At 70.4% G+C, this 24383-nt stretch carries 22 protein-coding genes; 13 read left to right on the top strand and 9 right to left on the bottom strand.

Translation table 11 applies throughout. The features are described from left to right. Position 1: 1 nt before the first annotated feature. From GVN67_RS03385 to GVN67_RS03415, 7 genes are all read right to left on the bottom strand, one after another. The gene (locus GVN67_RS03385; RefSeq protein WP_159992861.1) at positions 2–520 is read right to left on the bottom strand and encodes a hypothetical protein; all 519 of its coding nucleotides are present in this window, start codon (positions 518–520) and stop codon (positions 2–4) included. Next, positions 511–1530: an amidoligase family protein gene (locus GVN67_RS03390; RefSeq protein WP_159992862.1), complete on the bottom strand. Its 1020-nt coding sequence runs from the start codon at positions 1528–1530 to the stop codon at positions 511–513. The genes GVN67_RS03385 and GVN67_RS03390 overlap by 10 nt, the downstream gene beginning before the upstream one ends. A gap of 9 nt (positions 1531–1539) precedes the next feature. Further along, positions 1540–1977, bottom strand: coding sequence for a hypothetical protein (locus tag GVN67_RS03395; RefSeq protein ID WP_159992863.1), 438 nt, complete (start codon positions 1975–1977; stop codon positions 1540–1542). 91 nt (positions 1978–2068) lie between these two features. After that, complete coding sequence (locus tag GVN67_RS03400) at positions 2069–3187, bottom strand: hypothetical protein (protein WP_159992864.1); 1119 nt, start codon at positions 3185–3187, stop codon at positions 2069–2071. 91 nt (positions 3188–3278) lie between these two features. Continuing rightward, a complete protein-coding gene (locus tag GVN67_RS03405) occupies positions 3279–4802 on the bottom strand; it encodes a M81 family metallopeptidase (RefSeq protein ID WP_159992865.1) in 1524 nt (507 codons plus the stop codon). A 14-nt stretch (positions 4803–4816) separates the two neighbouring features. Beyond that, a complete protein-coding gene (locus GVN67_RS03410; RefSeq protein WP_235034923.1) occupies positions 4817–5788 on the bottom strand; it encodes a serine hydrolase in 972 nt (323 codons plus the stop codon). Then, complete coding sequence (locus tag GVN67_RS03415) at positions 5785–7362, bottom strand: ABC transporter substrate-binding protein (RefSeq protein WP_159992886.1); 1578 nt, start codon at positions 7360–7362, stop codon at positions 5785–5787. Before GVN67_RS03415 ends, GVN67_RS03410 begins: the two co-directional genes overlap by 4 nt. Positions 7363–7582: 220 nt before the next feature. Here GVN67_RS03415 and GVN67_RS03420 point away from each other — a divergent pair, with 220 nt between their 5' ends. From GVN67_RS03420 to GVN67_RS03435, 4 genes are all read left to right on the top strand, one after another. Beyond that, positions 7583–8764, top strand: a complete 1182-nt coding sequence (locus tag GVN67_RS03420) for a YncE family protein (RefSeq protein ID WP_159992866.1) — start codon at positions 7583–7585, stop codon at positions 8762–8764. 174 nt (positions 8765–8938) lie between these two features. Next, the gene (locus GVN67_RS03425) at positions 8939–10543 is read left to right on the top strand and encodes an ABC transporter substrate-binding protein (RefSeq protein WP_159992867.1); all 1605 of its coding nucleotides are present in this window, start codon (positions 8939–8941) and stop codon (positions 10541–10543) included. A gap of 7 nt (positions 10544–10550) precedes the next feature. After that, the gene (locus GVN67_RS03430) at positions 10551–11525 is read left to right on the top strand and encodes an ABC transporter permease (protein ID WP_159992868.1); all 975 of its coding nucleotides are present in this window, start codon (positions 10551–10553) and stop codon (positions 11523–11525) included. Then, positions 11522–12349: an ABC transporter permease gene (locus GVN67_RS03435; protein WP_159992869.1), complete on the top strand. Its 828-nt coding sequence runs from the start codon at positions 11522–11524 to the stop codon at positions 12347–12349. The genes GVN67_RS03430 and GVN67_RS03435 overlap by 4 nt, the downstream gene beginning before the upstream one ends. Positions 12350–12432: 83 nt before the next feature. Here the strand turns inward: GVN67_RS03435 and GVN67_RS03440 are convergent, their stop codons facing one another. Next, positions 12433–12846 (bottom strand): SWIB/MDM2 domain-containing protein, encoded by a 414-nt coding sequence (locus GVN67_RS03440; protein WP_159992870.1) that lies wholly within the window; start codon positions 12844–12846, stop codon positions 12433–12435. Positions 12847–13334: 488 nt separating this feature from the next. Here GVN67_RS03440 and GVN67_RS03445 point away from each other — a divergent pair, with 488 nt between their 5' ends. The 9 genes from GVN67_RS03445 (at position 13335) to GVN67_RS03485 (ending at position 22157) form a co-directional block, all read left to right on the top strand. Next, a complete protein-coding gene (locus GVN67_RS03445; protein WP_159992871.1) occupies positions 13335–13796 on the top strand; it encodes a PTS sugar transporter subunit IIA in 462 nt (153 codons plus the stop codon). A 125-nt stretch (positions 13797–13921) separates the two neighbouring features. Further along, entirely contained in the window at positions 13922–16801 is a 2880-nt protein-coding gene (locus GVN67_RS03450) for a monovalent cation/H+ antiporter subunit A (RefSeq protein WP_159992872.1), read from the top strand. Beyond that, positions 16801–17145, top strand: coding sequence for a Na+/H+ antiporter subunit C (locus GVN67_RS03455; protein WP_159992873.1), 345 nt, complete (start codon positions 16801–16803; stop codon positions 17143–17145). The genes GVN67_RS03450 and GVN67_RS03455 overlap by 1 nt, the downstream gene beginning before the upstream one ends. Next, positions 17145–18752, top strand: a complete 1608-nt coding sequence (locus tag GVN67_RS03460) for a monovalent cation/H+ antiporter subunit D (RefSeq protein ID WP_200845107.1) — start codon at positions 17145–17147, stop codon at positions 18750–18752. Before GVN67_RS03455 ends, GVN67_RS03460 begins: the two co-directional genes overlap by 1 nt. Beyond that, a complete protein-coding gene (locus tag GVN67_RS03465; protein WP_159992874.1) occupies positions 18749–19249 on the top strand; it encodes a Na+/H+ antiporter subunit E in 501 nt (166 codons plus the stop codon). Before GVN67_RS03460 ends, GVN67_RS03465 begins: the two co-directional genes overlap by 4 nt. Continuing rightward, positions 19249–19530, top strand: coding sequence for a K+/H+ antiporter subunit F (locus GVN67_RS03470; protein ID WP_159992875.1), 282 nt, complete (start codon positions 19249–19251; stop codon positions 19528–19530). Before GVN67_RS03465 ends, GVN67_RS03470 begins: the two co-directional genes overlap by 1 nt. After that, positions 19527–19892: a monovalent cation/H(+) antiporter subunit G gene (mnhG, locus tag GVN67_RS03475; protein ID WP_159992876.1), complete on the top strand. Its 366-nt coding sequence runs from the start codon at positions 19527–19529 to the stop codon at positions 19890–19892. The genes GVN67_RS03470 and mnhG overlap by 4 nt, the downstream gene beginning before the upstream one ends. A 163-nt stretch (positions 19893–20055) precedes the next feature. Beyond that, positions 20056–21117 (top strand): alkene reductase, encoded by a 1062-nt coding sequence (locus GVN67_RS03480; RefSeq protein ID WP_159992877.1) that lies wholly within the window; start codon positions 20056–20058, stop codon positions 21115–21117. A 2-nt stretch (positions 21118–21119) separates the two neighbouring features. Further along, positions 21120–22157, top strand: coding sequence for an LLM class flavin-dependent oxidoreductase (locus tag GVN67_RS03485; RefSeq protein WP_235034925.1), 1038 nt, complete (start codon positions 21120–21122; stop codon positions 22155–22157). Between the two features lie 4 nt (positions 22158–22161). Here the strand turns inward: GVN67_RS03485 and GVN67_RS03490 are convergent. Continuing rightward, on the bottom strand, positions 22162–24383 hold a 2222-nt coding region (locus GVN67_RS03490; RefSeq protein ID WP_159992878.1), incomplete at its 5' end, for a PAS-domain containing protein.

A 24383-nucleotide genomic window follows, 5' to 3' on the forward strand; every position in this document is an offset into this window, starting at 1 on the left:
GTCAGCGATTCTCCAGCCCGTTGGTCGTGCGCTGCTGCCGGATCCGGTCACGGCTGGCCAGCACCGTCTCCCGCATTTCTGCCAGACCGGCGCGGATCCGTGCCAGCGCCGCCTCGTTGCCCGGCCTGGGCGTGGCGGCATTGCCATGCGCCGCGTCCCAGTCCAGCGCGGCCTGCAGGCTGGCGGCCAGGGCATCAACGTCGCCGAAGGCCCATTCGTTGATCGGCCGGCCGACGCTTTCGTTCAGCGCGGCATAAAGCGCCGGCTCGCCATCGCGCGGCAGGTCCGGGGTGACGGCCAGGCGGAAGCGGGCGCGCAGCTGCGCGACATAGAGCCAGCGGACGGCCTCCTGCCGCGGGCCCTCGCGGAAACGCCGCGCCGCCAGGGCATAGAGCCCGGCCGGCGGCAGGCTGTCGGCGGTCGCCTCCAGCTCCACCAGCGGCATCCGCATGACATCCTGCGCCGCGGCCGGGGCGGCGGCGACCAGACAGAAAAACGCCGCGCGGCGGGTCAGGCCCATTCTTCGCTCCTGTGCCGGCGGCCGGAGAGTATGCCGCGCAGCATCTCCTCGAAGAAACCCGCCCAGCCCAGGATGCGCGCGACATCCAGCGTCGGCGGCAGCAGGCGGATCTCGATGGTGCGCTTCTGCGCGTCGCCGGCCAGCAGGTTGACGATGTTGACGTCGCAGAACTTCTGGGCGCCGGCGCGCAGCAGGCGCGACGCCGCCTCGGGCCAGGGCAGCCGGGCGAAGCCGGGGTCCAGCGCCGCCTCCAGCAGGTCGTCGTCATAGGGGCCGAGGCGGCGGCATTGCGGGTTGGTGCCACAGAGCGCGCGCAGGCCGGCGCCGCGCTCGGCCACCAGCCGGATCAGCGCCTGCAGCCGCGCCGCATCGGCGAAGGGGGCCGCGTCGAAATGCAGATGCACGGCGCCTTCCTGCGGCAGCAGGAAGCCGAGCTCTGCCGCCGGGGTCAGCAGCGCGGTCAGCGCCGCGGCATGGTCCTTCTCCAGCGGCGGGGTGATGAGCTCGCAGGGCCGCTCGCGGCCACCGGGCAGGGGGGCCGCGAGCGCCACGGAAGCCCCGGCCGGATCGGCCAGGCGATGGATGCCGCCCGGCTTTGCCTCCAGCCGCCCGCCGAAAAGATCGAGGCCAGGGGCCAGGACATCGCCGATCGGCGCCTCGGCGTCGCAATGCCGCGCCAGCAGCCGGGCGAGCCGCGCATCATCGGCGGCGATGCGGTACCAGCCCGGGTGCGGCGCCGCGCGGCGCTCCAGATCGGCCTGCAGCGTCAGGTCGTCGACGCAGCGGGCGACGGGATTTCCCGCCGCATCCTCGACGCAGAAGCCCAGCGTCAGCGTCTCGAAGACGCGGCGCTCGGGGCCAGGGCCGTGCTCGGCCTGGGGGTGGAAGATGCGGCGCAACCGGCCGCCGCAGCCCTCGGCCAGGCGCTGCGCCAGGTCGCGGCGGGAGCGGCCGGGCGGCGCCAGCAGCTCCACCTCGACACCGATGCGCCAGTCCAGGGCCTGCGGCATCGCGGCGGCTCAGCGCGCCTCGTCGATGGCGTCCAGGCTGTTCTTGTGGTCGCCGCGCACCAGGTTGCCCGACAGCTTGGCCCGCGTCTCGGAGATGGAATCCATCCGCCAGTACTTGGCGAACAGCAGGATCTGCTCGGCGCTGTAGACCTCGTCGGCGGGGCAGCGGCGGGCGTCGTTGCGGTTCATCTGCCGGCCGCGCGCGACATCGGCGGTGACACGGGCACGGTCGCCGCGGCGCAGCTTGTCGGCGGCATTGCGCATGACGCGGTTCAGCAGGTCGTCGTCGTAGGCGAGCTGCAGCATATGCGCGTCGCACATCGTGTAGCCGGCCTCGAGAAACGTGTCCTCGTTCGGTCCGGCCAAGGCAGGGCTGGCGGCGGTGGCCGCGACCAGCGCCACGACCTTGGAGGCGAGCAGGGTTTTCCGATGGCGAAGGCGCGGCATGCAATATCCCCGGGAGACGCGACGGCGGTCGCGCAATCTGGCCGTGGGGTCGCTTGCGGGCAATTCAACAAAAGCGGAAGCGCGGCGTTGCTCAGTGCCGGATGAAGGACAGCACAATCTCGAAGGCGATGAGCAGCAGGATGGCGGTTTCCAGCACCTCGGCGCGGCCGCCGGCGGCCTCGCCGTGCAAGGCCGTGTAGGTGTCGCGGATGATGGACAGCTTGCGGTCCACCGCGGCGCTGACCTCGGGGACGCGGAACAGGTCCATCGCCGCCGAATAGACGCGGGCGAGATAGACATCCTCGGTGACCTGCAGCGCGTTGTCGACGCGCTCGGCCAGCTCGCTGACCTCGGCCACCAGCATGTGCAGCTGCTGCGCCAGGCCCGCATAGCGGCGCGAGGCCAGGAGGTGCGAGCGCCGCCGCGCCGCCTCGACCATATCGCGCATGCGCGGCAGCTCGGCATCGAGCAGCTCGTCATAGCTGCGCATCTCGAGCAGCTGGGCATTGGCCATCTCGAGCACGTCGGCGACGTCGGTCTCGCGCCGCGGCTCGTAGATGAAGGCGCGGTCCCAGGTCAGCACGACCAGGTCGTCGGTATGGTAGGAAAAACTCTGGCGCAGCAGGTCGCGGCGGGCGCCTTCGGACAGCGGCCGGATCTCGCCCGACAGCAGCGGCACCAGGTCGGCCTGCTGCTGCAGCTCGATGGCCGTCAGCGGGCGGTCGAAGGCATCGACCACGGCCAGCAGATAGTCTTCCTGCAGCGGCGCGGGGCTGGGGCGGGTGAAGGCCTCGCCCAGCAGCCCGTTCAGCTGGGCCAGCAGCGCGTCCCAGGGGGCGTCGATCGCCTCCAGCCCGGTGGCATGGTCCAGCCGGTTGGCCAGCGCCGTGAAGCCTTCCCAGTCCAGCCCGTCGGCCGGCAGCTTCAGGGTGAAGGCGGCGACGCCGAAATCGTAGAGGCGGATGCCGGCCTGGGCGGTGACCTCCTCGGCGCCAAGCGTCAGCGTGACCGGGCCGAGGGCGAGGGCCAGCGGCGGGACACCGAAGGAAACAGCCTTGGCCGGGGTGCCGGCCAGCTTGCTGCGGGCGCTGGGGCCCTGGGCGCGGGCGGCCCAGAGCGCCTCGGCCCGCTTCAGGTCGATCTCATAGGCCAGGTCGAAAAGCCGCAGCGCCACCACCTGGCCCGAGGCCACCCGCAAGCCTGCCATCATGATCCGCCATCCGCTGTTCCGGGCGGGGCTTAGCGGCTGCGGCGGCGCCCGCCACGCGACAGTTTGATGACAGTGCCCGCCCTGGTGCCCCTCAGGCGGCCGGCCATTGCGTGTCCGGATCCAGCGGCCAGATCGGGCGCGGCAGGTGGCGGAAGGGGATGCGGGCCAGCATCGGCGAGACCAGGCCGGGGCCGTCGATCTCCAGGATGCGCGCATCGGGGAAGAGGTCGTCGAAGCCCGCGCGGAAATGGCCGCGCGACTTGACGACGATGCCGCGCAAGGCCCGGAGGTCGATGCCGAGATGCTCGAGCATGGCGGTATCCAGGCATTGGTGGCGGATCGAGACGAAGACCACCTCGATCCTGCCCGCCAGCCGCAGCCAGGCGGTGGGGCCGAGCGACTGTTTTCGCCCGGCGATCATGCCGCGGCGGCCGACGATCTCGCCATCCGACAGCGCCATCACCTCGGCCTCGACGGAGAGCGGGTCGCTGCCGGGAAAATTCTCGCCGCGGTTGAGATGGGCGGTGAAGCGAGCGCCCTTGCCCAGGGCATGCGCCTCGGCGGCCAGCGTCGGGTCGTAATGGATGGCGAAGGCGGTGTCGGTGATCCCGGCCTCGAGGAAGGCGCGCAGCACGGCCGAGGTATTGCCGCGCCCGCCCCCGCCGGGATTGTCGGCGACATCGGCGAAGAGCAGCGGCGGCATCGACGGGTTTTCCACCACCTCCTTCAAGCGCGCGACGGCGGTGTCGATGGGCATCAGCTTCGCCACGAGCTCTTCGCGGCGGGTCCAGAGCATGGTCGCGATTTCCTGCGCGACGCGCTCGGCCGAGGCGGCATCGCCGCGCGCGGTGACGATGACGCTCATGCCGTTCTTCGGGCTGTCGCCCAGGCTGAAATTGCCGAGGACGGAAACATTGATGATCGGGCCGGTGGTCAGCGCCTGGCCGCGGTCGATGGCGGCGCCATAGGGGCCACGGTCGGAGAGCAGCGCGACGGAAGGCGGCAGGATCGGCAACCGAAGAAAAGCTTTCGCGGTCTTCACGCCGGAGAGCAGCTCGCGCATGCCGACCGCCGCCTCCTGGCCACGGGCGCGCATGTCGGTATGCGGGTTGGTGCGATAGGCGATCAGCAGGTCGGGGTGCTCGACCATCTCGGCGCTGACATTGGCATGCAGGTCGAGGGTGGAGACGACGGGCACGTCAGGCCCGACGACGCGGCGGACCATGGCGTAGAGCACGCCTTCCGGATCGGGCTCGACGGTGGCCGAGGCGGCGCCATGCGCCTCGATATAGACGCCGTCGAGGGGGAGGGCGGCGCGCAGGCCATCTTCCAGCAGCGCCAGGAAGCGGTCGAAGAAGGATTGCTCGACCGGGCCACTGGCGCCGGCGCCGGTGATGGCGATGGGCAGCGGGGTCCAGGGGCCGGCCTGGTCCATGTCGGCCACGAAGCCGACCAGCCCGCCCGGGTCGCGCGGCGTGGCGCTGCGGACATCGGTCAGCAGGTCCTCGCCCTGCAGCCAGAGCTTGGACCGGAATTCGGCCTCGGTGGCCGGGGGCGCGAAGCCATTGGCCTCCAGCATGAAGCCGAGGAGGGCGATGCGGGGCGGCGTGGTCATGGGGCGGCAGGCCTTCAGGCTGGCGGCGCCGCGGACAGCAGATGCGCGAGCAGCCGGCCGAGGCGGGTGTGGGAAACGCTGGTCGAGGGTTGATCGGTGTCGACGCGATGGACGATCACCGCCTGCAGCGCCGGGATGACGAGCAGCACATGGCCGCGGGTGCCGAGGGCGGCGTAGCTGCCCGCCGGCATCAGCGCATGCGGGAACAGGATGCCGGCGCGCGCGACCCACCACATGAAGCCATAGGCGCCGCGGGTGCCGGCCTCGGAGATGGGCAGCACGCTTTGCTGGACCCAGGATCTCGGCACGATGCCGCGGCCGCCATCGAGGAAAAGCTGGCCGAAGCGTGCCAGGTCGCGCGCGGTCATGCGGAAAGGATAGGCAGGATGCGCGCTGTCGGGCAGGTCGATATATTCGCCGTCCTGCTCCGGCCGGAAGTCCTGCATGCCGCAGGGGGCGGCGATGCGGGCGGCGAAGTCGGCGAAGATGTCGGCGCCGGTGAGCTTGCGGAAGATGGTGCCGAGGGCGTTGAAGTCCCAGTTGTTGTAGCACCAGGTGGTGCCCGGGCCGGCGCTGTGGCGCGCCGGCTTGATGGCGATCATCCAGGGCGATTCATAGCCGCTGGGGTGGTAGACGCCGGAGCGCGCGCAGAGCAGGTCGAGCACGGTCGCCAGCTTTTCCCGCGGCGTCAGGCCGAGCTTGTCGTCGATGCCGAGGCTGTCGAGCGTGGCTTCAAGATCGATGCGCCCTTCCGCCTCATGCATGCCGATCTGCGCCGACAGGAAGCTCTTGCGGATGGAGTGGACGTTGTAGCGGGCATCGACGGCGCCTTCGGCCAGCAACACCCGGCCGCGCACCACGACCATCAGCGCCGCGGTGTCGAGGGTCCTGGAATCCTCGACGGCGCGGGCCAGCTGGCCGGCATCCCAGCCGGCCTCCGCGGGATTCTTCCAATGGTCCCAGCTGCCAGTATCCGAAAGAATCATGCGCGCTTGACGCCCCAGAAAATCGGGAAGGAGGCCGGGACCACATCGACGATGTCGCTGCGATAGGCGGTGGGGTTGAAGATCTGGCCGACCGGGATGAAGGGGACTTCCTCGAAGGCCAGAACCTGCATCTCGCCGGCGATGCGCTTCTGGTCGGCGAGGTCCGGCGCGTCGAGCCATTCGTCGCGCAGCGCTTCCAGCCGCGGGCTGGTGGGCCAGCCGAACCAGCCCTGCGGGCCGTTGCCGCGCAGGGGCACGTGGCTCGACGGGTCGGCGACGGTCAGGCCTTCATAGGTGGTGGTGAAGATGCTCCAGCCGCCCTTTTCCGGTGCCTCCTTGCTGGTGCGGCGCTGCACCAGCGTGCCCCAGTCCATGCTGGCGAATTCGATGTTCAGGCCGAGCTGCTTCAGCAGGTCGACGGTCACCTGGGCGAAGGCCGCCTGCACCGGATAGTCGGAGGGCGACATGACGACGACGCGCTCGCCCTTGTAGCCGCTTTCCTGCACCAGCTGCCGGCTGCGCGCCAGGTCGCGCGGGCTGGTCAGGGCCTGCATGCCGGCGTCGTTCGCCATCGGCAGGCCCGGGGTGAAGACGCCGCAGGGGATGCGGAACAGCTCCGGCTCGGCGCCGATGGCGGCGGCCATGTAGTCGGCCTGGTTGATCGCCGACAGCACCGCGCGCAGCAGCTTCGGATTGTCGAAGGGCGGGTGGATGTGGTTGATGCCGAGCATGGCGATGACACCGACCTTGTCGTGCACGGCGACGCGGACGTTGCGCATTTTGCGCATGGTGGCCAGCAGGTCGTAGTCGGGGCGCTGGATCCAGTCGACCTCGCCATTCTGCAGCGCGCCCATCGCCGTCGCGCTGTCGGGCATGACCAGCCATTCGACGCGGTCGAAATGCGCGACCTTGCCGCCGGCCATGAAGCTCGGCGCGCCGTCCCGCGGGCGATAGGCGGGGTTGCGGCGATAGACGGCGCGCGAGCCGGAGACCCATTCGTCGACCGGGAAGGTGAAGGGACCGCTGCCGATATATTCGCGGATCTGCTGGAAGGGGTCCGTCTTCGCGATGCGCTCGGGCATCATGAAGCAGTTGTCGGCGAGCGCCTGCAGGACCAGGCCATAGGGCTTGTTCAGGCGGATCTCGAAGCGGGTGTCGTCGAGCGGCACCATGGCCTCGGTCCGCGCCAGCAGGGTCTGGCCCAGCGGCCGGCGGCGGGCCCAGCGCTGGATGCTGGCGATGCAGTCGGCGGGGCGGACCTTCTCGCCATCGCTGAAGGCCAGGCCTTCGCGGAGCGTGAAGCGCCAGGTCAGCCGGTCGTCCGACAGCGCGTGCCCGGCCAGCATCTGCGGCTGCGGCACGAATTGCGCGTCCAGCCCGCACAGCGTGTCCCAGATCATCGCGCCGTGGTTGCGGGCGATGGTGGTCGTGGTCCAGACCGGATCGGGATTGGCCAGGTTGCCCTCGGGCACGAAGCGCAGCACCCTCGGATTGCCGGCGGCATTGCCCTGGGCCAGGGCAGGGGCGGCGAGGGCCAGCGATGCGCCGGCCCCCAGCAGGCCACGGCGGGTCAGGTCGGATGCGGACATGGCTTCGCTCTCCTCGACGCTGCCCGGATCATGCGCCGGCCGATGCCGGCTGGCGAGGGGGCATGCCGCCGGTTCCTGGCAATCCGCATGCCACGCATTTGGCATTTGCCGCCACGTCCGCGCTGGGCGGAGACTGCGCCCGGCGACGCATCCGACTCGAGGGGGCGCGACCGCAAAGATGAACGAAAATACAGGGAAGAACGTCATGCAGAAGTCCCGGGGGCAGAAGGCCCTTTGGCTGGCTGGGGCGGCGCTTGCGCTGGCCGCCAGCCTGCCGGCCGTGGCGGAGATCGCGGTCTCCGGCAATGACAACAAGCGCGCGCTGGTCGATGGCGTGAACACCGTGGTGCGCGACCCGAAGCCCGACACCATCGCGGTGATCGACATGGCCGGCGGCGAGCCGCGGATCATCGGCCAGCTGGCGGTGCCGCATTCGGTGATCGGCCCGCCGAATTCCATCGCGGTCAGCCCGGATGAGCGGCTGGCGCTGGCGAGCTCGGCCGAGAAGATCGACCCCGCCGATCCGACCAAGACCGTGCCGGACAACCGGGTCTCGGTGATCGACCTGTCGTCGATGCCGCCGAAGCTGGTCGCGACGATCGAGGTCGGCGCCGGGCCGTCCGGCGTGTCGATCAATCCGGCGGGGACGCTGGCGCTGGTGGCCAATCGCAATGGCGGCACGGTGTCGGTGCTGAAGATCGCCGGCCAGCAGGTGAGCGTGGCGGGGACGGTGACCATCGGCACGGCCACGACCGGGGCCTCGCATGCGCAGTTCACGCCGGATGGGCGGCATGCGCTGGTGACGCGGGACAATGACAGCATCGTCTCGGTGCTGCGGGTCGATGGCGAGACGGTGACGAAGCTGGAGCGCGACCTGACCGCCGGCGTGCGGCCTTATTCGGCGGCGGTGTCGCCGGGCGGCTGGGCGGTGGTCGGCAATGTCGGCCGCAGCGTCAACAACACCGGCGACCAGGACACGGTCAGCCTGATCGACCTGTCGCGGGAGCCGTTCCGCACCATCGACACGGTGACGGTGGGTCCGACGCCGGAGGGGGTGATGGCCAGTCCCGACGGCGTGCATGCGGTGGCCGTGGTGCATAACGGCTCCGGCCGGGCGCCGGCCGATCCGCTGCGTGGCCGTTCGATGATCAAGTTGCTGAAGGTGGAGAATGGCCGGCTGACGGTGGTGGCCGAGGCTGCTGCCGGCGACTGGGTGCAGGGCATGGCCTTCTCGCGCGATGGCAAGACGCTGCTGATCGGCAACATGGCTGACAAGCAGGTGGCGATCTACCGCATCGACGGCGATCGCCTGGAGGCCACCGGCCGCACCTTGCCGGTCGATGGCGGCCCGGCTGCTCTCGGCACGGTACCGGTCTCGCTGCGCTAACTAGCCAGAAAAAAGATGGGGCGCAAACGTATACGTTTGCGGGGGGAATTCATTCCCCCAGCCTTTCTTGTGCTTTCTTTTCGTCAGCGGTGCTGTCGCATCTGACATCCGCATTTGACGCATTGCCAAAGTTCAATATAAGGCGGCACCGCAAGAAATCACGGAAACGCCGCCATGAGCCAGCCCATTCTCTCCCGTCGCCTGCTGCTTGCCGGGATGGGCATGGCGGGGATGGGTGTCGGCTCAGCCCGGGCCCAGGGTGGTCCGACGCCCCGGCGCGGCGGGACGCTGACGGCGATCGTGCAGCCGGAGCCGCCGACGCTGGTCTCGGCGCTGAATGCGGGCGCGCCGACGGGGGTGGTTTCCACCAATATCTTCGACGGCCTGTTTTCCTATGACTGGGACATGGGGCTGAAGCCAGCGCTGGCGACGCGCTGGGAGGTGGCGGCCGACGGGTTGGCGATCACCTTCCACCTGCGGCCGAATGTGCGCTGGCATGACGGGCAGGCCTTCACCGCCGAGGATGTGAAGTTCTCGCTGGAGGAGATCTGGCGGAAGATCCATCCGCGCGGCCGGGCGACCTTCGCCAATGTCGAGGCGGTGGAGACGCCGGATCCGCTGACGGTGGTGCTGCGGCTGAAGCAGCCCTCGCCGGTGATCCTGAGCGCCTTGAACGCCTATGAATCGCAGATCCTGCCGAAGCATCTCTATGCCGGCGGCGATGCGCTGGCGAACCCGCTGAACCTGAAGCCGGTGGGCACGGGTCCGTTCCGCTTCAAAGAATGGGTGCGCGGCGAGCATATCATCCTGGAGCGGAACCCGGATTACTGGGACGAGGGCAAGCCGTATCTGGACCGGATCGTCTTCCGCATCGTCCCCGATGCCACGGCGCGGGCCGCGCTGCTGGAGACGGGGCAGGCGCAATACGCCCCCTATAGCCCGGTGCCGCTGACCGATGTGGCGCGGCTGCGGGCGCTGCCGGGGATCGTCATCGAGACGCGGGGCTATGAGTGGATCTCGCCCTGGCTGTTCCTGGAGTTCAACCTGCGCAAGCCGGAGCTCGCCGACGTGCGGGTGCGGCGGGCCATCGCCCATGCGGTGAACCGCGACGTCATCGCCAGGACGGTGTGGCATGGCTTCGGCAAGCCGGCGGTCTCGACCATCCCTTCGGCGGTGACGCGGTTCCACAATGCCGATGTGCCGCAATATCCCTTCGACGTGCGCAAGGCCGAGGCGCTGCTGGACGAGGCCGGGCATAAGCGCGGCGCCGACGGCATGCGCTTCGCCCTCAGCCACGACTTTTTGCCGTATGGCGACGACTATCGGCGGACGGGGGAATATGTGCGGCAGGCGCTGCGGCGGGTCGGCATCGACCTGACGCTGCGCAGCCAGGACACGCCGAGCTATCTGCGCCGGGTCTTCGGGGAATATGAGTTCGACATCTCGAGCTCCTGGGCCTCGTCCTTCTCCGATCCGCAGATCGGGGTGCAGCGCTTCTACTGGTCGAAGACCATCAACAAGGGCACGCCCTGGACCAATGCCTCGGGCTATGCCAGCCCGGCCATGGACCAGGTGATCGAGGCGGCGCAGCGCAGCGCCGAGCCTGCCGAGCGCACGCGCCTGTTCAACGAGATGCAGCGGCTGGCGGCCGAGGACCTGCCCTGCCTGCCGCTGATCGAGCTGAACTTCTTCACCGTGCATGCGAAGAAGCTGCATGACGTGGCGATGGGGCCGGACGCGGTCTATGCCTCGCTGAAGCACGCCTGGCTGGAGGGCTGATCCGCCCATGGCCGTGTTGCGGCAGGCCGGGCAGCGCCTGGTCCAGGCGGTGCCGGTGCTGTTCGGCGTGGTCGCGGTGAACTTCCTGCTGATGCAGGCGGCGCCCGGGGACCTCGCCGACGTGCTGGCCGGCGAGCAGGGCGCGGCGACGCCCGAGATGATGGCGGAGCTGCGCGCGCGCTTCGGGCTGGACCAGCCCCTATGGGTGCAGTTCGTGCATTACATCGGCAATCTGCTGACCGGCGACTTCGGCTATTCGCACCGGCTGGGGCTGCCGGTGCTGACGCTGATCCTGGAACGTCTGCCGGCGACGCTTCTTCTCATGCTGCCGGCGGTCTTCCTGGCGGCAGGCTCCGGCATGTTTTTGGGCGCGTGGGCGGCACGCCGGGCCGGCTCCTGGCTCGACGGATTGATTTCAGTCGGCGTGCTCATCGCCTATGCCACGCCGCTGTTCTGGGCCGGGTTGATGGCGATCGTCGTCTTCGCCGTGCAGTTGCAATGGCTGCCGGTGGGGGGGATGCGCGATCCTTCGGCGGCCTATCGCGGGCTGGCGCTGGCCGGCGACGTCGCGCGGCACATGGTGCTGCCGGTCTGCAGCCTGGCGCTGTTCTATGCCGCGCTCTATGCCCGGCTGATGCGGGCCTCGATGCTCTCCGCCTTGCAGCAGGATTATATCCGCACCGCCCGGGCGAAGGGGCTTTCGCCTTTCCAGGTCGAGGCGGTGCATGCCGGGCGCAACGCGCTGCTGCCGGTGCTGACCATGGTCGGGCTGCAGGCCGGCAGCCTGATCGGCGGGGCGGTGCTGGTGGAGACGGTGTTCAGCTGGCCCGGCCTCGGGCGGCTGGCGTTTGACGCCATCCTGCGGCGCGACCTGAACCTGCTGCTGGGCATCGTGCTGGTCAGCTCGATGACCGTCATCCTGGTGAATTTCCTGGTCGACCTGCTCTACGGCCTGGCCGATCCGCGGGTGCGCGCGGCATGAAGCGGGTGGCTCGCCTGCTGCTGCGGCCGCGCGCTTTGGTCGGGCTGCTGCTGGTGGTCGGCCTCGGCTTCATGGCGCTGGGGGCGCCCTGGATCTTCCCCGACGATCCGATGGACATGGTGGGCAGCCCCAGCCAGTGGCCGGGGGAGGAAGAAGGTTTCTGGCTGGGCACCGACCTGATGGGCCGCGACATCGCCGCCGGCATCTTTCACGGCGCCCGGGTTTCGCTGCTCGTCGGGCTGAGTGCTGCGGGCATCGCCCTGGCGCTGGGCACCCTCGTCGGCGCGCTCGCCGGCTTCTGGGGCGGTGTGGCGGATGCCGTGCTGATGCGCTTTACCGAGGTCTTTCAGACCATGCCGCCGTTTCTCTTCACCATCGCGGTGGTGGCGGTGCTGGGGCCTTCGATCGGCAATGTCATCTTCGCCATCGGCGTCACCTCCTGGCCCGGCGTCGCCCGGCTGGCCCGCGGCGAGGTCATGGCCGTCCGCCGGCGCGACTTCGTCGATGCGGCGGTCTGCTGCGGCACACCGGCCTCGGGGCTGCTACTGCGGCATGTGCTGCCCAATGCCCTGTCGCCCATCATCGTCACCGCCTCGGTGCTGATGGCCACCGCCATGCTGACCGAGGCCGGGCTGTCCTTCCTGGGCCTGTCGGATCCGAACCTGGTCTCCTGGGGCTCGATGATTGGCGGCGGGCGCGAGGCGCTGCGCACCCATTGGTACATGGCGGCCATCCCCGGCGTCGCGCTGGCGCTGGCGGTGCTGGGGCTGAACCTGCTGGGCGACGTGCTGGACGACATCATGGACCCCCGGCGCGGCGCCTGAGCGGGGGGGGCCTGAAAATGAAGCCGGGCCGGCGCTGGGGGGCGCCGGCCCGGGGCCTGCCTTGTTCTTCCTGGCGGAAGAGCTCAGCGCAGATGGGCGGCCAGGTGCTTGTTCATCTCGAACATGGTCACCTTGTCCTTGCCGAAGATCGGCCGCAGCTTGTCGTCGGCGATGATCTCGCGCCGGTTCTCCGGGTTCTGCAGGTCGTGCGACTTGATATAGTCCCACATCTTGCTGACCACCTCGCCACGCGACAGCGTCGCGCTGCCGACCACGGCGGCGAGCTCCGGGCTCGGCTTCAGCGGCGTCTGCAGGGCGTTCGGCTTGGCCTTGGCCTCGACCTTGCCGTCGGCCTTGTCGGCCGCCTTCTTGCCGGACGCCTTGGCCTCGACCTTGTCTTCGGTGTCCTTGGCGGTGTCCTTAGCGGTCGCCTTGGTGGCCGGCGCCTTGGCAGCCTTCTTGGCCGGCTGGGTGCCGGCAGCGGATTTCGCGGGCATTCTCTGCCTCCCCTTGGCGGCCGCGGACCAGCCCTCCGGTCCCAGCAAGCCACCCGCGACAGCAGCGCCCGGCGGCGGCGAAAGTTTCCAGCCCGTATTTCCCCGCCCGCCCAGTAAAATTTTTTCGTCGTCCTGGCGGCAAGTCGCGATTTTTGACGGCGGCTGAAACCGTCGACCCGGCCGAAGCATTCGGCAGTAATATCGACGATCTTCGGGAATAATTCCGCAGACATGGCCGGGCGACGCCGATTTGCAATGCTTCGGCCCGCGGGGTTATAGTGTGAACGGAGTTTAATCCAGCCTGGCCCGGATCGCGGGCCGGGCTGAAGCCGCGGGCCGCGCGGCCCGGCCCCGGTGAAAAGGGCTGGGCGGGGTGGGCCGGCGGCGCGAAGGTGACGATCCTGCCGTCGGCGCGGCCTTGCCGCCGCCATCCCGCGCGCCCCCCGGGCCCACGGGTCCGGAGAAGGAGGCCGAGTTTGGAGAAGCCTATGGCCATTGCCGACCTGTTTCCCGCCGCCGAGGGCATCCTCACCCTGACGGTCGCCAACAAGACCGATCTGATCGAGCGCCTGGCCGGGCTGGCCGCCGACCGGCTGGGCCGGCCGCAGGAAGAGATCCTGGAGGCGCTGCAGGCGCGCGAGCGGCTGGGCTCCACCGCCCTCGGCCGCGGCGTCGCCATGCCGCATACCCGGCTGGAGGGGCTGGCGCAGCCGCTGGCCATCCTGGCGCGGCTGACCCGCGGCATCGAGTTCGACGCCCGCGACGGCGAGCCGGTCGACCTGGTCTTCATGGTGCTGTGGCCAGAGGGCGCCTCGGAAGGCTTCCTGCCGGCGCTGTCCAATATCTGCAAGGTGCTGCGCGACAACCAGCTGCCGCGCCAGCTGCGCCAGGCCGGCTCAGCCGAGGAGGCGCTGGCGATGCTGCAGGCCTCCGACCAACCGGACGCCTGACAAGGGGCCTGACAAGGGCCATCGCGATAAGGCGCCGGGGCGGGGCAGGAGGCCGCGCCCCTCGGGGATGATCCACCCATCGCCCCCGTGGAAGACAAGACGAGACGAGGAGAGCCCGGCGCCCGATGCCTGACGCCCTGTACCTCTCGGCGGCGATAGCCCTGCCGTTCACCGGCGCGCTGGTCGCCGCGCTGCTGCCCGCCAATGCCCGGCGGTGGGAATCCTGGCTGGCCGGGGGCGTGGCGCTGCTGGCGCTGGTGATGATCTGGCTCTGCTACCCCTCGATCACCGATGGCGGGGCGACGCGCTTCGACATTCCCTGGGTGCCGCAGCTGGGGCTGAACCTGGTGCTGCGGCTGGACGGCTTCGCCGCGGTCTTCGCGGTGATGGTGGCCGGCATCGGCTTCCTGGTGGTGCTCTACGCCCGCTACTACATGTCGGCCGAGGACCCGATCCCGCGCTTCTTCGCCTTCCTCCTGGCCTTCATGGGCTCGATGATGGGGCTGGTGCTGTCGGGCAACCTGATCCAGCTCGTCTTCTTCTGGGAGCTGACCAGCCTCTTCTCCTTCCTGCTGATCGGCTACTGGCAGCATTCGGCGGCCGCCCGCGACGGCGCCCGCATGGCGCTGACGGTGACCGCCACCGGCGGGCTGGCGCTCTTCGCCGGCATGCTGCTGCTGGGCCATATCGTCGGCAGCTACGACCTGGACGTGGTGCTGAAGTCGGGCGACGTGATCCGGGCGCATCCGCTGTACCTGCCGGCGCTGGTGCTGATCCTGCTCGGCGCCCTGACCAAGAGCGCGCAGTTCCCCTTCCATTTCTGGCTGCCGCAGGCGATGGCGGCGCCGACCCCGGTCTCCGCCTATCTCCACTCGGCGACGCTGGTGAAGGCCGGCATCTTCCTGATGGCGCGGCTCTGGCCGGTCATGGCGGGCACCGACGCCTGGTTCTGGATTCTGGGCTCGGCCGGGTTGATCACTTTGCTTCTGGGTGCTTACGTCGCGATCTTCCAGCATGACATGAAGGGTCTGCTGGCCTATTCGACGATCAGCCACCTGGGCCTGATCACCCTGCTGCTGAGCCTGAACAGCCCGCTGGCCATGGTCGCCGCCATCTTCCACACCATGAACCACGCGACCTTCAAGGCCTCGCTGTTCATGGCCGCCGGCATCATCGACCACGAGACCGGCACCCGCGACATCCGGCGATTGTCCGGGCTGAACAGGACGATGCCCTTCACCGCGCGGCTGGCCCTCGTCGCCGCCGCCGCCATGGCCGGCGTGCCGCTGCTGAACGGCTTCATCTCCAAGGAGATGTTCTTCACCGAGGCGCTGACGGCCTCCACGGCGCCGACCCTGCTGCACAGCATCATGCCGGTCGCCGCCACCCTCGCCGGCATCTTCGCCGTCACCTATTCGCTGCGCTTCATCCATGGCGCCTTCTTCGGCCCCGACACCGACGACATGCCGAAGGTGCCGCACGAGCCGCCGCAATTCATGCGCGTGCCGGTCGAGGTCCTGGTCTTCGGCTGCATGGTGGTCGGCATCCTGCCGGCGGCGACCATCGGCCCCTTCCTCGACGTCGCCGTCCGCTCGGTGCTGGGTGGCGAGACGCCGGAATACAGCCTGGCGGTCTGGCATGGCGTGAACCTGCCGCTGGTCATGTCGGTGCTGGCGCTGATCGGCGGCGTGCTGCTCTACCGCGCGCTGCAGCGGCATTTCTCCTCGGGCGTCGAGGGCACGCCGCTGCTGCGCGGGCTGGACGGGCGGCGCATCTTCGACCAGGCCATGGTCTTCCTGTCCTGGCGCTTCGCCCGCACGCTGGAGCGGCTGCTGGGCACCGCCCGGCTGCAGATGCAGCTGCGGCTGATCGTCGTGGTCTGCTTCGGCGCCGCGGCGCTCGCCCTGCTGCCGCAGGGGCTGGCGCTGGGCGGCGTGCAGCTGACCCGGGTCGACCCGGTGGTCGGGCTGATCTGGGCGGTGGGCGGCATCTGCGCGCTGGGCGCCGCCTACCAGGCCAAGTACCACCGGCTGGCGGCGCTGATCCTGCTGGGCGGGGCGGGGCTGGCCACCTGCCTGACCTTCGTCTGGTTCTCGGCGCCCGACCTGGCGGTGACCCAGCTGCTGGTCGAGGTGGTGACCACCGTGCTGCTGCTGCTCGGCCTGCGCTGGATGCCCAAGCGCATCGAGCTGCCGGGCAGCGACCTGCTGCTGGCGCGCCTGCGCCGCTACCGCGACTTCGGCATCGCTTTGGCCGCGGGGGCGGGGCTGACCGCCATCTCCTACGCCACCATGACCCGCGCCTCGCCCGACGGCATTTCCCGCCACTTCCTCGAGCGCGCCTATGTCGAGGGCGGCGGCACCAACGTGGTCAATGTCATCCTGGTCGATTTCCGCGGCTTCGACACGCTGGGCGAGATCACCGTGCTGGGCGTCGTGGCGCTGACCGTCTTCGCCCTGCTGCGCCGCTTCCGCCCGGCGCCCGAGAGCATCGGCGTGCCCGACCAGCAGCAGGAAGGCGAGGCGCGCGACTGGCTGGCGGTGCCGGCGGTGACCATGCGGCTGCTGTTCCCGGTGATCTGCCTGGTCGCCTTCTACCTGCTGCTGCGCGGCCATGACCTGCCGGGCGGCGGCTTCGCCGGCGGGCTGATGCTGTCCATCGGCATCCTGCTGCAATACATGGCCGGTGGCACCCGCTGGGTCGAGGACCACCTGCGCGTGCATCCGCTGCGCTGGATGGCGGCCGGGCTGCTGCTGGCGGCCGGCACCGGCACGGCGGCGCTGTTCTTCGGCAAGCCGTTCCTGACCTCCTACTTCGCCTATGCCGATCTGGGCTGGCTGGGCAAGCTGCCGATGGCCAGCGCCATGCTGTTCGACATCGGCGTCTTCGCCCTGGTCTTCGGCGCCACGGTGCTGATGCTGATCGCCATCGCCCACCAGTCGGTGCGCAGCCAGCGCGCCGCGCCGCCGCCGCCGCCCTCCACCGCCATGCCGGGAGACGATTGATGGAACTGATCCTGGCGCTGGCCATCGGCGTGCTCGGCGGCTCGGGCGTCTGGCTGCTGATGCGGCCGCGCACCTTCCAGCTGATCATCGGCCTGTCGCTGCTGTCCTTCGCGGTGAACCTGTTCATCTTCAGCATGGGCCGCTTCCCGGTCGGCAAGCCGCCGATCCTGGAGCCCGGCATGCGCGGCGACCCGGCGGTCTTCGCCGACCCGCTGCCGCAATCGCTGGTGCTGACCGCCATCGTCATCGGCTTCGCCACCACGGCGCTGTTCCTGGTGGTGATGCTGGCCTCGCGCGGGCTGACCGGCGGCGACCATGTCGACGGGCAGGGGCGCGACTATTGATGCTGGCGGCGCTGCAGAACAACCTGGCGATCCTGCCGATCCTGGTGCCGCTGCTGGCCGGCGCCATCATGATCCCGATGGACGACCAGCGCGGCCGGCTCCGCGCCGGGCTCGGCATTTTTTCTGTCCTCTGTCTGCTGGGGACGGCGCTCGCTTTGGCGACCCAGGCGGAGACCGGGCCGGCCACCACCGTCTATCGCCTGGGCAACTGGCCCTCGACCTTCGGCATCGTGCTGGTGGTCGACCGGCTGTCGGCGCTGCTGCTGGTGCTGACGGCGCTGCTGGGCCTGGCCGCGCTGACCTTCTCGCTGGCGCGCTGGCAGCGGATGGGCGCGCATTTCCACGCGCTGTTCCAGTTCCAGCTGATGGGGCTGAACGGCGCCTTCCTGACCGGCGACCTGTTCAACCTGTTCGTGTTCTTCGAGGTGCTGCTGGCGGCCTCCTACGGCCTGGCGCTGCACGGCTCGGGCGTCGCGCGGGTCAAGGCCGGGCTGCATTATATCGCCATCAACCTGGCCGCCTCGCTGCTGTTCCTGATCGGCGTCAGCATGATCTATGGCGTGGCCGGCACGCTGAACATGGCCGACCTCGCCGCCCGCATCCCCTCGATCCCGGCCGAGAACCGCAAGCTGCTGGAGGCGGGGGCGGCGATCCTCGGCATGGCCTTCCTGGTCAAGGCGGCGATGTGGCCGCTGGGCTTCTGGCTGGCCAATACCTACACGGCGGCCAGCCCCCCGGCGGCGGCGATCTTCTCGATGATGAGCAAGGTCGGGCTCTACGCCATCCTGCGGCTGTCGATGCTGCTGTTCGGCGAGGATGCCGGGGCCTCGGCCGGCTTCGGCCATGACTTTCTTCTGATTGGCGGCATCGCGACCATCTTCTTCGGGGCGGTCTCGGTGCTGGCGACGCAGGATCTCGGGCGGCTGGCGGGCGCCAGCGTGCTGATCTCCTCGGGCACCCTGCTGGCCGCCGTCGGCGCCGGCCAGGTCGCGGTCACCACCGGCGCGCTTTACTACCTGGCGAGCTCGGCGCTGGCGATCGGCGCGCTGTTCCTGCTGATCGAGCTGATCGAGCGCGGCCGCGATGTCGGCGCCGACGTCCTCGCCGTGACGCTGGAAGCCTTCGGCGACGGCACCGATGACGAGGACGAGGAGGAGGACGAGGTCGGCGTCGCCATCCCGGCGACCATGGCGGTGCTCGGCGTCTGCTTCCTGTGCTGCGCCCTGCTGCTGGCCGGGCTGCCGCCGCTGTCGGGCTTCGTCGCCAAGTTCGCCATGCTGAGCGGCATCCTCAACCCCGGCGGGCTGGGCCGCGGCCCGGTCGATGTCGCCTGGGGCGGCTGGCTGCTGCTGGGGGCGCTGGTCTTCTCGGGGCTGGCCACCGTGCTGGCGATGACGCGCGCCGGCATCCGCAGCCTCTGGGCCAGCTCGGGCCGCGCCGTGCCGCGGGTGCGGGTGATCGAGATCGCGCCGGTGCTGCTGCTGATCGGGCTGTGCATCGGCATGACCGCCGGCGCCGGGCCGGTGCTGCGCTACATGGAGAACGCGGCCGAGGCGCTGCACGCGCCGCAGGACTATCTGCGCCAGGTCAATGGAGGCCGCCGATGAGCCGTCGCCTGCTGCGCTGGGTCCTGCCGCATCCGATCCTCTCGGCCTGGCTGTGGCTGATGTGGCTGCTGCTGGAGCAATCCGCCCGGCCCGGGCCGCTGCTGGTCGGGCTGGTGGTGGCCCTCCTCGGCGGCCGCGCCATGGCCATGCTGCAGCCGCAGCGGGTGCGCATCCGCAGGCCGGGCCTGATCCTGAAGCTGGCCGGCGCCGTGCTGGTCGATGTGGCGCGCTCCAACCTGGCGGTCGCGCTCGTCGTGCTGAAGCCGCGGCCGGAGCGGCATGCCGGCTTCATCCGCGTGCCCCTGGCGCTGCGCAACCCGAACGCGCTGGCGGCGCTGGCCTGCATCATGACCGCGACCCCCGGCACCGCCTGGGTCGAGTTCGATGTCGAGGATGGCGAGCTGCTGCTGCATGTGCTGGACCTGGTCGACGAGGCCGACTGGGTGCGCATCGTCAAGGACCGCTACGAGCAACCGCTGCTGGAGATCTTCCAATGATGAGCCAGATGATCCTGAGCTGGTCGCTGCTGGTCGCCCAGGTGATGCTGGGCCTGGCCATGTTCGGCCCGCTCTGGCGGGTGCTGCGCGGCCCGCGCGCCCAGGACCGGGTGGTCGGCCTCGACACCCTCTATGTCACCGGCATGCTGCTGCTGCTGACCTTCGGCATCCGCTCCGGCACGGTGATCTATTTCGAGGCGGCGCTGGTCATCGCGCTGCTCGGCTTCGTCTCCACCGCGGCGCTCGCCAAGTTCCTGATGCGCGGCGAGGTGATGGAATGAGCGGCGCCGCCGAGCTGCCCCTGTTCGTCGCCATTCCGGTCGCCATCCTGCTGGTGCTGGGGGCGGGGCTGTCGCTGGCCGGCTCGATCGGCCTGCTGCGGCTGAAGAGCTTCTACGAGCGGGTGCATGCGCCGACCATCGGCACCTCCTATGGGCTGGGCAGCGTGCTGCTGGCCTCGATGATCTTCTTCAGCGTGCTGCAGACGCGGCTGGTGGTGCATGAGGTGCTGATCGGCATCCTGGTCGTGGTCACCACGCCGGTGACGCTGATGCTGGTCACCCGCGCCGCGCTGCACCGCGACCGGCTGGAGGGCAATCCGGAGGTGCCGCCGCCGCTGTCGCGCCCGCCGGAGCAGGACTGACCCGGCGCTTCCCGGGAAAAAGCCGCGGTTCACTACTGATCGGTAGAGATTTCTTCGCGGGCGCAGCAAACCCCCCTTGCAATCGGCCAGGCTGACGCCCACCCCTTTGGGGGAACCGGCCGCGCCCGCGGCTTCCTCTCGCTCCCGCTGGAGACGCTTTTCCATGCCGACGCTGTTCGATCCCGTCCGGATCGGTGCCCTCGACCTGCCCAACCGCCTGGTGATGGCGCCGCTGACCCGCGCCCGGGCGACCGAGGCCGACCGTGTGCCGACGCCGCTGATGGCCGACTACTATGTCCAGCGCGCCAGCGCCGGGCTGATCCTGACCGAGGCCACCTCGGTGACGCCGATGGGCGTCGGCTATGCCCGCACCCCCGGCATCTGGTCGGACGCCCAGGTCGAGGGCTGGCGCCGCGTCACCGACGCGGTGCATGCCGCCGGCGGCCGCATGGTGATGCAGCTGTGGCATGTCGGGCGGATTTCCGACCCCTCCTTCCTCGACGGCCTGCCGCCGGTGGCCCCCAGCGCCATCGCCGCCCGCGGCCATGTCAGCCTGCTGCGGCCGCAGCGCGCCTATCCGCTGCCGCGCGCGCTGACCGCGGAGGAGATCCCGGGCATCGTCGAGGCCTATCGCCTGGGCGCGCAGAACGCCCAGCGCGCCGGCTTCGACGGCGTCGAGATCCATGGCGCCAATGGCTATCTGATCGACCAGTTCCTGCAGGACAGCACGAACCGGCGCGAGGACGGCTATGGCGGCAGCATCGAGAACCGCGCCCGGCTGATGCTGGAAGTGACCGATGCCGCCATCGGCGTCTGGGGCGCCGACCGCGTCGGCATGCACCTGGCGCCGCGCGGCGATTCCCATGACATGGGCGACAGCGACCTGGCCGCCACCTTCGGCTATGCGGCCCGGGAACTGGGCAAGCGCAAGATCGCCTTCCTCTTCGCCCGCGAGAACGCGCTGTCGCCGCGCCTCGGCCCGGACCTGAAGAAGGCTTTCGGCGGCGCCTACATCACCAACGAGAAGCTGACCATCGAGCAGGCCGAGGCGGATATCGCCGAGGGCGTCGCCGATGCCGTCAGCTTCGGGCTGAAGTTCATCGCCAATCCCGACCTGGTCGAGCGCCTGCGCCAGGGCGCGCCGCTGAACGAGGTCAACCCCGCCACCCTCTATGCCGAGGGCGCCGAGGGCTATACCGACTACCCGGCGCAGGCGGCCGCCTGACCGTGCTGGAGCTCGGCCTCGACACCTTCGGCGACGTGACGCAGGGCCCGGATGGCGCCCTGCAGCACCCCGCCCAGGTGATCCGCGACCTGGTGGAGCAGGGGGTGCTGGCCGACCAGGCCGGCATCGACTTCCTGGGCGTTGGCGAGCATCACAGGTCTGACTTCGCGGTCTCCGCGCCGGAAGTCGTCCTGGCCGCCATCGCTGCCCGCACCAGCCGGATCCGCCTGGGCTCGGCGGTGACGGTGCTGAGCTCCGACGACCCGATCCGCGTCTTTCAGCGTTTCTCGACGCTGGACGCGATCTCGAAAGGCCGCGCCGAGGTGATCCTCGGCCGCGGCTCCTTCACCGAATCCTTTCCGCTCTTCGGCTTCGACCTGCAGCAATACGAGGCGCTGTTCGAGGAGAAGCTCGACCTCTTCGCCGCCCTGCTGCCGCAGCAGCCGGTGACCTGGCGCGGCAACCTGCGGCCGGCGCTGGAGAACGCCTCCATCCAGCCGCCGGTGCAGGACGGAAAGCTGGCCACCTGGATCGGCGTCGGCGGCAGCCCGAAATCGGTGGTGCGCGCGGTGCATCACGACCTGCCGGTGATGTTCGCCATCATCGGCGGCGACCCCGCCCGCTTCCAGCCCTTCACCGAGCTCTATGGCCGCGCCTGCGACCAGATGGAAAAGCCGCGCCGCCCGCTCGGCGTGCATTCGCCGGGGCACGTCGCCGCGACCGACGCCCAGGCGCGGGAAGAGTTCTGGCCGCACTACAGGGTCATGCGCGACCGCATCGGCGCCGAGCGCGGCTGGCCGCCGATGCAGCGCGCCGAGTTCGAGCAGGAGATCGAGCACGGCTCGCTCTACCTCGGCAGCCCGGAGACGGTGGCCCGCAAGATCGCCCGGACGGCGAAGCTGCTGGGCCTCGGCCGCTTCGACATGAAGTACAGCGCCGGGCCCTTGCCGCATGCCGCCTCGATGCGCGGCATCGCGCTCTATGGCCGCCAGGTCATCCCGATGGTGCGGGAGATGCTGGCCGAGCGCCTGCCCGCCTGACCGCTCAGGGCCGCGCCGCCACCTTCAGGATCAGCCGGGCGGTGGTGCCGGCGCCGCGGGCGCTGTCCAGCCGCAGCTCGGCCTGCATCGCCTCGGCGAGCGCACGCGCCAGATAGAGGCCGAGGCCGGAGCCGCCATAGCGCCGGTCATGGCTGCCCTCCAGCTGGACGAAGGCCTCGAAGGCCTGGCCCAGCTGCTCGGGCGCCATGCCGATGCCGTCATCGGCGACGCTGACCTCGACCTGGCCATCGCCCAGGTCGCGCGCCGCCAGCCGGATGCTGCCGCCGGCGGGGGTGAACTTGATGGCATTGCCCAGCAGGCTCAGCAGGATCTGCCGCAGCCGCCGCTCCTCCGCCCGGGCGCGCGGCAGCTCGGGCAGCGGCTCCAGCGCCAGGCTCAGCCCCGCCGCCTCGGCCGGGCCGCGCATCTGGCGGGCGATGCTCTCCAGCACGCTCGGCAGGTGCAGCGGCCGGGTCTCCACCTGCAGCGTGCCGCTGCCCATCTGGGCCACCGCCAGCACGGCGTCGATCAGCGCCAGCAGCTCCCGCCCGGCATCCAGGATGGTGCCGGCGAACTCGCCGACATTCTCCAGGCTGGCCTCGTTCTGCAGCGCCTCGGCGAAGCCGATCACCGCATGCAGCGGGGTGCGCAGCTCATGGCTCATCGTGGCCAGGAAGCGCGTCTTGGCGAAGCTCGCCTCCTCGGCGGCGATGCGCGCCTGCTCGACGCCGGCCATCGCCTGCCGCTCGGCGGTGACGTCGGTATAGACGCGGACGAAGCCGCCATCCGGGGTGGGATCGGTGCTGACCTCGATGACGCGGCCGTCGCCGGTGTTGCGGAGGAAGCGGTCATGCCGCATCGGCGCGCCGTAGCGGGCGCTGTACAGCGCCGCGGCCTCCTGCGGGCTGCCCAGCGCGCCGCGCGCGAGCTGCAGCTGGCCGAGCTCGTCCAGCAGCGCCCCCGGCACCAGCTCGTCGCGGGTCAGCCCGGTCATGTCGCAGGCCAGGGCATTGGCGGCGACGACGCGGCGCTCGGCGTCGAACAGGCAGACGCCGTGGCGCATGCTCTCCATCATCGCCTGCAGCAGGTCGGCGCGGCGCTGCGCCTCGGCCTCGGCGCGGTGCAGGGCGGTGACGTCGCTGACCACCGAGATATGCCCGCCATCGGGCAGCGGCGCGGTGCGGCCGACCAGCACGCGGCCATCGGCGCGCTGCCGTGTCATCGGCTCGCGGGAAAAGTCGAACTGGCGGCGGAAGATCTCGTCGGGGTCCTGGCGGTCGGCATATTCGCGCGCCGCCTCACGCCGGCGGATCAGGTCGAGCAGGTGCTCGCCGATCTGCACCTCGGAATCGCCCACCAGCGTGCGGAAGGCGGCATTGGCCAGGCGCAGCCGGCGGTCGGCGCCATAGACGCAGACGCCATGCGGCAGCGCCGCCAGCACGCCGTCCAGCAGCGCGGCGCGCCCCTTGGCCTCGTCCTCGGCGGCGCGCAGCTGCGAGACATCCTCCAGCACCACCAGGAAGCCGCCATCGCTCAGCGGCTGGCTGGTGGCGCGCACCGCCACGCCGTCGGGGCGCAGCCGCAGAAACTGGGTGCGCAGGCTGCGGTCGATCAGGCGGCGGCCGTCGAACAGCGCCCGCGCCGGCGCGTCGAAGGGCATGTTCTCGACCACCAGGTCGGTGACCTGCTGGAAATCCATGCCGACCCGGACGGTGCCGGGCGGCAGGTCGAGCAGCGCCTCATAGGCCTCGTTGAAGAAGGCCAGCCGGCGGTCGCGGTCATAGATGCCGATGCCCGAGGGGCTCTGCCGCAGCGCCGTGTCGGTCAGCCGCAGCCGGTCGCGCGCCGCCTTCTCGGCCAGGCGGTGCTCGGTGACGTCGGTGGTCACGCTGGCCCAGCCGCCGCCCGGCAGCGGCACCGAGGCCACCTCGTACCAGCGGTTGGGCCCGGTGCGCAGCAGGCTGCGATGGCGCTGGCCGCGGTCCAGCGCGCTGACCGCGGCGGCCAGCGCCTCGGGGTCGCCGGGGCCGTAATGGCCGCGATAGGCCAGGCGGCGGATCAGCTCGTCGGCCGAGGCGCCGACCAGCACGGTATCCTGCGGCATGTCGAGCCGGTGCAGCGCCGCGGCATTGGCCATCACCACGCGGCGATCGGCATCGAAGATGAAGACCGGTCCCGGCATGGCCAGCAGCAGGGCCAGGGCGGCGGCGGCGGGGTCGGGGGGCG

Source organism: Roseomonas sp. 18066 (genome assembly GCF_902706185.1).
Taxonomy (GTDB): domain Bacteria; phylum Pseudomonadota; class Alphaproteobacteria; order Acetobacterales; family Acetobacteraceae; genus Pseudoroseomonas.